The sequence below is a fragment of the Arthrobacter sp. Soil736 genome (genome assembly GCF_001428005.1).
GTDB lineage: Bacteria > Actinomycetota > Actinomycetes > Actinomycetales > Micrococcaceae > Arthrobacter.
Window position 1 is genome coordinate 579,502 of record NZ_LMSB01000034.1, and the last position, 7,292, is coordinate 586,793.

Below are 7,292 nucleotides of genomic sequence, written 5' to 3' on the forward strand. Positions count from 1 at the left end.
CAGACACCCCAAAGGAAGAACCATGACTGCCACCACCGCAACAGCCCCGGCACCCGCCGCCACCGTCCTGCCCGCCATGCTGCCGCTCACCCTCCCCACCGGTTACGAGGTGCCGGCACCGTTCCGGGAAGCCGCGTCCAAGGCCTGGAAAACCGCGTCGGCGAAACTGGACGGACTCATCACCAAACACCCGGACCGGTTCCCCCTCTACACCGAGGAAGGCAAATGGGTGGTCGACGGCGAAGCCTGGACCAACTGGTGTGAAGGGTTCCTCGGCGGCCAGCTGTGGATGCTCTCCCGCCGTGCCGACGACGCCGACCAGGCCCGCTTCCGCGGCGCCGCCGAGCACTACTCGGAACTCATCGAGCACCGCAAGGACGACGACACCGTCCACGACCTTGGCTTCCTGTTCTGGTCCACCTACCGGCGCTGGTTTGAAGCCACCGGCGACACCGCCAAGCGCGACGTCGTCGTGGAAGCAGGACGCACCACCGCCAGCCGATACCGGGAAGCCGGACGGTACATGCCCAGCTTCCGCCAGCCGGACAGCCTGTTCATCGACATCATGATGAACATCCACATGGCCCTGTACGCCGGCCAGCAGACCGGCGACCAGGACATGGCCCGCAAGGCCGTGGACCACTGCCTCACCACGCGCCGGTTCCTGATGCGCGGCGACGGTTCCGCGTCCCACGAGGGCATGTTCGATCTCGCCACCGGCGCGTTCCTGAAGCAGACCACCCAGCAGGGCTTTTCCGACGACGGATCATGGGCCCGCGGTCAGGCATGGGCCCTCTACGGCTTCGGCACCGTCTACCGCTTCACCGGCGAGCGCCGCTTCCTCGAGACAGCCATCGCGGCCGCCGACTTCTACATGGAAAAGACCGGCGAGCGCCTCGTGCCGCCGAACGACTGGGAAGAACCCGCACCGGTCCGGCCGTACGAATCCTCCGCAGCTGCCGGAGCTGCCGGCGGGTTCTGGCAGCTGGCCGGCCTCGTCGAAGACCGCACCAAGGCCAGAATCTACGCGGACTACGCCGTGAACATCCTCCGCCGCCTCACCGAGGAAGACTTCCTGGCCAGCCCGGACGAAGAGTGGGAGGGCGTGCTCAAGCACGGCAGCTACCACGAGGGCAAGGACCTGGGCGTCGATGAATCGGTCATGTGGGGCGACTACTGGTTCCTGGACACCATCGACCAGATCCAGCAGTTCGACGAAGCCCGGCGCCCCGGCACAGCCCGGCGGAGCCGGTGAGCACTGTGTCCTGGGAATCCATCGACGACGCCCCGCTGCCGGAGGCTCCGGAAGCGGCGGCGGCCCCGGATGAGGTGATCCGGACCGACGTCGCCATCATCGGTTCCGGCATGGGCGGCGGAACCATGGCCTATGCCCTGAAAGACTCCGGCGCCAAGGTCCTGGTGATCGAACGCGGCCACCGACTTCCCGCGGAACCGCAGAACTCCGACCTGGACGAGGTCTACCTCAAGGGCCGGTACAAGAACGCCGACACCTGGTACAACGGCCGCACCGGTGCCGCCTTCAAACCCGGCGTCTACTACTGGGTGGGCGGAAACACCAAGGTGTACGGCGCCTGCCTGCCGCGCTTCCGCGCCAGCGACTTCGAAGAAACACGGCATGAGGACGGAACATCGCCGGCGTGGCCCTTCAGCTACGACGACCTGGAACCGTATTACACCCGGGCCGAGAGGCTGTTCCAGGTCCGCGGCCAGATCGGCGAAGACCCCACCGAGCCGCTGCACTCCGAGGCCTATCCCTACCCTGCCCTCGATCATGAACCGACCGTTCAGGACCTCGCCGACTCGCTGCGGCGGCAAGGGCTGCACCCGTTCCGGATGGCCAACGGGCTCGACGCGGACACCCCGGAAAAGCGAGCGCTGTGCGCTACCAGCGACGGCGCCCCGAACGAGGCCGGACTCAAGTCCGACGCCGAAAGGATCGCCATCGATCCGGCGCTGGAAAGCGGCGCCACACTGATGACGGACACCAAAGTTGTCCGCCTCGTTCCCGGCCCGGACGGCCGCACCATCGTCGCTGCCCTGGCCGAACGCGGTGACCGGATCATCCGTATCGAAGCCGACACATTCATCCTCGCCGCCGGGGCCGTGAATTCGGCCGCGCTGCTGCTGCGCTCGGCCACCAGGGAACACCCCCGCGGCCTGGCCAACTCCTCCGGCCTGGTCGGCAGGAACTACATGGTGCACAACAGCACGTTCTTCATCGGCATCAACCCGTTCAAGGTCAACAGGACGCTGTGGCAGAAGACCCTCGGACTGAACGACTGGTACGAAGCCGGCCCGACCAACCGGTACCCCCTGGGGAACCTGCAGATGCTGGGGAAGCTGCGTGCCAGCATGCTCAAGATGGCCCGCAGCTGGGCACCAACCTGGCTCCTGAAGGCCATGTCTGACCGCAGCATCGACATCTACCTCACCACGGAGGACCTGCCGCGCCGGAGCAACGGAGTAACCGCGGCGGACGGCAAGATCCACGTCTGGTGGGAACCGAACAACCTCGAGCCGCACAAGGAGCTGGTCCGGCGGGTCAGCCGGGCCATACGGAAAGCCGGATATCCGGTGATCTTCACTGAACGGATGGGCATCGAGACCAACTCCCACCAGTGCGGAACCGCCGTGGCCGGACACGACCCCCGGACGAGTGTCCTCACCCCCGACTGCCGCGCCCACGACCTGGACAACCTCTGGGTCGTGGACAGCTCCTTCTTCCCGTCCTCAGCGGCACTGAACCCCGCCCTGACCATCGCCGCCAACGCCCTGCGCGTCGCGGACAAGATCCTCGCCGAAGGCAGCGCGCCTGGCCGGACACGTTCAGCCGATTCCCCCGTCAACAACAACAGATAGGCACTTACGTGAGCCTTCACTACGAATCAACACGAGCCCCGGCGGCACAGGAACCCGGCGTTTCGACCCGGGACCTGGCCAGGGCCGCCTGGGCCAGCTCCCTGGGCAGCGCCCTGGAGTACTACGACTTCGCCCTGTACAGCCTGGCCTCCGCCCTCGTGTTCAGCCCCCTGTTCTTCCCTGGCAGCAACCCTGCGACGGGCCTAATCCTCAGCTTCGGCACCTATTTCCTGGGCTTCGCCATACGGCCGCTGGGCGGCATCATCTTCGGCCGACTGGGTGACAGGCTCGGCCGCAAATTCGTCCTGCTCGCCACCATCCTCCTGATGGGCGGCGCCAGCACCCTCATTGGTGTCCTGCCCACGTACAACGGCTCCCCCGGTGACTGGTACGGGGCCGGTGCCGGAGTCCTCGCACCGATCCTGCTCATAGTGCTCCGGCTGATGCAGGGACTCGGCGCGGGTGCCGAGATGGCCGGCGCGTCCATCCTGATGACCGAATACGCTCCCGCACGCCGCCGCGGATTCATCGCTTCGCTGCCCTTCCTCGGTGTCCAGATGGGCACGGTCGCGGCGGCACTGGTCTACTTCCTGCTGCTGAACGCGAACCAGGCCGTCAAGATCACCGACACCTGGCTTTGGCGGGTGCCCTTCCTGGCCAGCGTCCTCATCCTTGGCATCGCCATCTACATCCGGCTCCGCCTCAAGGAGTCCCCCACCTTCGCGAAGCTCGAACCCCACGAACAGGTCACCGAGCGGCCCCTCAGGACGCTCCTGAAGCGCTCCGGGAAGACGGTCCTGCTCGGAATCGGGCTGCGCATGGCCGAAAACGGCGGTTCGTCCATCTACCAGGCGCTCGCGATTGCCTACGTTTCCAGCGCCGCGATCGGCATCAAGGGCCCCATCGGGGCTCTCTCGCTCGTCTTCGCCGCCGCCGTCGGCGCCGCCGTCGTTCCTCTTGCCGGCTGGCTGACGGACAGGTACGGGCGGGTCCGCACGTACCGCGCTTTCGCGATCTTCCAACTGGTCGCCGCCTTCCCCGTCTGGTACGCGCTCAGCTTCGGTGACACCGTGCTGACCATCGTGGTCGTCTCCGTCGGCCTGGGCGTCGGCACGTGGGGCATGTTCGGTTCCCAAAGTGCCCTCATGTGCGAACTCTTCGGCTCACGGCAGCGGTATCTGGGCGTTTCAGTGGCCCGGGAAGGCTCTGCGGTCATCGCCGGAGGCATCGCTCCCATGGTCGGCGCCTGGCTGATGTCCCTCGCGGTCACCGCCGAGGGCGGCAGCGCCGTCCAGGGTGCGGGTGGCGGGGCCTGGCTTCCCATCGCGGGATACCTGGCCCTGCTGACGGCCATCACCATTGCCGCGACCTTCGCAGTTCCCGAGACCAGGGGGCGGAGCCTGGAAGACCCGCGGGACGCAATCCACGAGAAGGCCGCCTGACGAACAGGAAGTCCCCGGTCCGGGACATCCGCATTGGTAAAGTCGATAGGCGGGGAGCGCCGCTTCTCCGCCTATCGACTCACCGGCAGGAATACAGCATGGCCCCGCGCATCACCCTCGAAGACGTGAGCAAGGCCGCCGGCGTCTCACGTTCAACCGCTTCGCTCGTCGTTCGCGGCAGCTCCCGCATTCCGGAGTCCACGGCCCTGAAGGTCCGCGAAGCAATGGACCAGCTTGGCTATGTGTACAACCGCCAGGCGGCCAACCTGCGGCAGAGCCGGTCGATGACCATCGGGCTCATCGTTACCGAGATCATCAACCCGTACTTCGCCGAGTTGGCGATGGCCGTGGACCAGATCACCCATGACGCCGGCTACACGATTTTCATCGGCTACAGCCGCGATCTTGCCGACCGGCAGCACGAAATCATCGCTTCCATGATTGAACGCCAGGTCGACGGGCTGCTCCTGCTCCCGGCTCCCGATACTGACCCCGAAAGGCTCGCCAAGCAGGTCAACGCCGCCAACGTCCCGGTGGTGCTGCTCGCACGCCGGTTCACAGGCTTCGATTACGTCGGCAGCGAGAACGTCAAAGGCGCGACGATGCTCGGGGAACACCTCTCGGCTCTGGGCTGCAGGAGCGTCGCGTTCCTCGGCGGCCGGGCAGCACCGTCCCTCACCGAACGGGAGGAAGGCCTTCGCGATTCGCTCGAGCGCAAAGGCTGTGAACTGTGGAGTGTGGATGAGTTCCGTAGTTCCATCACCCCTGAAGGAGGCGCGACGGCGGTGGGCCGGCTATTCGATCTGGGCCGGCTTCCGGATGCGGTGGTTGCCTACAACGACATTGTCGCCGAAGGCGTCTACGGCGAGATGCGCCGCCGGGGGCTCGAACCCGGCCGCGACATCGCCGTCGCATCCTTCGACGACACGCGCATCGCCGCAAGCCAGGTTCCGCCGATGACCTCGGTGGCGGGATTCCCGCAGCAGATCGGCACGACCGGCGCCGAGATGCTGATGAAGCGCCTCGCGGACGGCAATTCCGACATACCCACGCAACTGACACTCGTGCAGCCCCAACTCAAGATCCGGTCCTCGACAGCCACCTGGCGTCCAAGGACCTAAGCACGGGCTCGACGCCGGAGGCACCGGCTGACCTATCCTCAGGGACCGGCCCATGGCATCCCGTTCGAGGCTTGTACATCCAGACATCACGGTCCTTACTGGTGGGAGGAGCCCGAGCCGCCGGCCAGCGGGGCCGCCATGCCTACAAGTTCCCGGTATCGAGGGGCCAAGCGGACAGCGCTCCGACCGTCGACTAGGAGGCACTTCATGTTCGCTCGTATCAGCACGTATAGGCCGGCCCCCGACAGCACAGGCGCGCCGTCTGACGACACCGTCAACCGCGTGCTCCGGCTGCCCGGATGCCTGGGCATCTATTACTTGCTGGGGAAGGACAACAAGTCACTGTCCATCACCCTCTGGGAGGACGCGGAAGCCCTCGCCGGCAGCGAGCAGGCAGCCAACACCATCCGCTCCGAGACCAGCGCCGAGCAACACATGCAGATCCTCGGTGTGGAGGAATTTGAAGTGCTCATACGGCAACTTCAAGTTTGAACCCGGGCGGAGCTCACACGCCGGGCGATGTCATCGCTGGCCACCGCAACCACCCTGTAGCAGGGCCGTAGCAACGCCGCGGGAGCGCTTACCCCGCCGCGTCAGGCCCCGGCAACGCGCGCGCTTACCCAGGCTGTGCCCGTCCACCGGGGCCTTGCCGCGGCCCGACGGAGCTTCCGGGCCCGGGCGCGGAGGCCGTCTGCCCGGGCGGGCTCGTTTTCATGTGCCTGCGGAATGGCGGCGGGTACTGCCGCTTCGGGCGTTGCGCCCGGCCGGTTGGCGGGGCAGAGGTCGGTGATGAGCCCCATGCCGGCGCACTCACGCACGGCGGCGATGCCGGCGGCAGCTCCGCGCTTATCAGCGAAGGCGGCCGACACAGCGAGCTCGGTACCGTCCGGGGCCCTGAGCCGGAACCGGAAATGCGACTCCGCGTCAACGAACACTTCAAACTTGCCGGCCATGGCTATCCTTCCGGTCTGCGGGCTCCTCGCCGCGAGCCTCCCCGCCGCGGAGCAGGCCCGAACGCATCGCTGTGCCCGGCTCCCGCTGGTCTGGTCGAACGGTCTTGAATGACCCGTTCATCAAGTAATGAAAGTCTTTCGCGGACGCGCATAGCCTCACAAGGCTTCCCCTGTAAACCATAGGTAAATTGCATGCAACGGCGTCCCGGGCGCAACCGGACGCTTAGCCTCTAGCTGACGAGTCTGGTCGGGATCTTTTCTACTCGCAGCGCTTCCCTTAAAATTTGGTTGTTGCCCCCGGACCCCGGCAGCGCACTTTTGTAGCGCCACTACCTGCAACCCACGGTGGATCCCCACCGATCACCAGCCCACGGCCATGAAGAACTCCAAGGGCTGTCCAGAATTAGCGACCAAGCGTGAAGACACAGGAGATGCGCGATCCACAGCGACAGGCCAGCGCCGTGGAGCGGAATGGAGGCCGGCGATGACTAGCGAAGAAGCTATCCGGGCCGTTGAAGAAGCTGCTGCAATGAGCACATTCCCGGACTTTGAACACGAGCACTCTGCTCCCGAGCTGCAGGCTGCCGTCGCGAGGGCAGTCAAGAGCGGCATGCCCATCAGGGACGTGGCCGCCGCCGCCCACATGACGGCGCTGGAGGTCCTCGACGCCGCCGACGCCCTCACGTATCCCGGCCCGGCAACCGCGGACATGCAGCAGTCAAAGCGATAGAACCACGGACGTTCTGGCGCACAACTGTCGACGCCGCCCCGGTTCTGCCGGCTGACGGAGACCACGTAGTGACTCATGTCAAGATGCTCGCGAAAGTGTTGTGCGTGCCTCATCTATTTGTGCTCGCGTGGATGCTGTTTCCAGGGCCCGTGTTTTTGCGGCGGCG

Annotated in this window: 7 protein-coding genes; 6 read left to right on the top strand and 1 reads right to left on the bottom strand. The window is 66.2% G+C overall.

All coding sequences use genetic code 11. The features are described 5' to 3' along the window. Positions 1–22 precede the first annotated feature (22 nt). The 5 genes from ASG92_RS19695 to ASG92_RS19715 all read left to right on the top strand — a co-directional run bounded on the left by ASG92_RS19695 (position 23) and on the right by ASG92_RS19715 (position 5,935). Entirely contained in the window at positions 23–1,255 is a 1,233-nt protein-coding gene (locus ASG92_RS19695; RefSeq protein WP_056632097.1) for a glycoside hydrolase family 88 protein, read from the top strand. Next, the gene (locus ASG92_RS19700) at positions 1,252–2,880 is read left to right on the top strand and encodes a GMC family oxidoreductase (protein ID WP_240987204.1); all 1,629 of its coding nucleotides are present in this window, start codon (positions 1,252–1,254) and stop codon (positions 2,878–2,880) included. Before ASG92_RS19695 ends, ASG92_RS19700 begins: the two co-directional genes overlap by 4 nt. A gap of 8 nt (positions 2,881–2,888) precedes the next feature. Further along, complete coding sequence (locus ASG92_RS19705) at positions 2,889–4,322, top strand: MFS transporter (protein WP_240987205.1); 1,434 nt, start codon at positions 2,889–2,891, stop codon at positions 4,320–4,322. Between the two features lie 98 nt (positions 4,323–4,420). Further along, the gene (locus tag ASG92_RS19710; RefSeq protein ID WP_056632099.1) at positions 4,421–5,443 is read left to right on the top strand and encodes a LacI family DNA-binding transcriptional regulator; all 1,023 of its coding nucleotides are present in this window, start codon (positions 4,421–4,423) and stop codon (positions 5,441–5,443) included. Positions 5,444–5,650: 207 nt separating this feature from the next. Further along, entirely contained in the window at positions 5,651–5,935 is a 285-nt protein-coding gene (locus ASG92_RS19715) for a hypothetical protein (RefSeq protein ID WP_056632101.1), read from the top strand. 101 nt (positions 5,936–6,036) lie between these two features. On the opposite strand, the gene ASG92_RS19720 is transcribed toward ASG92_RS19715, so the two are convergent. Then, the gene (locus ASG92_RS19720; protein WP_056632105.1) at positions 6,037–6,396 is read right to left on the bottom strand and encodes a DUF1508 domain-containing protein; all 360 of its coding nucleotides are present in this window, start codon (positions 6,394–6,396) and stop codon (positions 6,037–6,039) included. 484 nt (positions 6,397–6,880) lie between these two features. On the opposite strand from ASG92_RS19720, the gene ASG92_RS19725 reads away from it, so the two are divergent. After that, positions 6,881–7,126: a hypothetical protein gene (locus ASG92_RS19725; protein ID WP_056632107.1), complete on the top strand. Its 246-nt coding sequence runs from the start codon at positions 6,881–6,883 to the stop codon at positions 7,124–7,126. Positions 7,127–7,292 lie beyond the last annotated feature (166 nt).

Coding starts and splice junctions, on each gene's coding strand:
- ASG92_RS19695 (WP_056632097.1), top strand. CDS start 23: ATGACTGCCACCACCGCAACAGCCCCGGCACCCGCCGCCACCGTCCTG.
- ASG92_RS19710 (WP_056632099.1), top strand. CDS start 4,421: ATGGCCCCGCGCATCACCCTCGAAGACGTGAGCAAGGCCGCCGGCGTC.
- ASG92_RS19715 (WP_056632101.1), top strand. CDS start 5,651: ATGTTCGCTCGTATCAGCACGTATAGGCCGGCCCCCGACAGCACAGGC.
- ASG92_RS19720 (WP_056632105.1), bottom strand. CDS start 6,396: ATGGCCGGCAAGTTTGAAGTGTTCGTTGACGCGGAGTCGCATTTCCGG.
- ASG92_RS19725 (WP_056632107.1), top strand. CDS start 6,881: ATGACTAGCGAAGAAGCTATCCGGGCCGTTGAAGAAGCTGCTGCAATG.